The organism is uncultured Streptococcus sp., from assembly GCF_901875575.1.
GTDB lineage: Bacteria > Bacillota > Bacilli > Lactobacillales > Streptococcaceae > Streptococcus.
In genome coordinates this window covers 1-590 of sequence record NZ_CABFMF010000060.1, presented here as the reverse complement: position 1 = coordinate 590, position 590 = coordinate 1, and the positions used below count along the sequence as shown (strand labels likewise).

Genomic DNA, 590 nt, shown 5'->3' with positions numbered 1-590 from the left:
TCCTTCAACATTACCGAAAGTTGTCACACCGAATAAAGACGGTTCAACAATTACAACAGAAAACCCAGTCAATGGATTAAGTGTTGATAATGATGGTAAATTAACAGGAAGACCAAGCGTAACGGATTGGGGTAGTGATGAAGAACGTAAAGTCAACATTCCAGTTAAAGTGAAGAATGGGAATGAAGAAATACGTGTAGAAGTTCCAGTTATTATTCAACGTGATACAGATGGAGATGGCACACCAGATGTTTTAGATACAGATGATGACAATGATGGAATTCCAGATGAAGTGGAGAAAAGAAATAATACAAATCCAAAAGTTCCTGATAATCTAACAGCAATAGTTGCTTCACCAACTAAAGTTAAAGAGAACAAACCAGTTACTCCAACAACCGTCGTAACACCAAATATGCCAAATTCGACGATTACGACAGATAATCCAGATGGATCGGTGAATGGCTTAACAGTTAACAATGATGGTAACCTAGAAGGAACACCGGCAGTAAATGATTGGAAAAAAGATGAGGAAGAACGTAATATCTTAATCCCAGTTAAAATTACGAATGGTGGAAAAGAAACTGTTGTAA

General features: G+C 36.9%; 1 pseudogene. It reads left to right on the top strand.

From position 1 onward, the window contains the following. Positions 1 to 590, top strand: a pseudogene (locus QZ114_RS08535) (hypothetical protein); the annotation flags it as partial.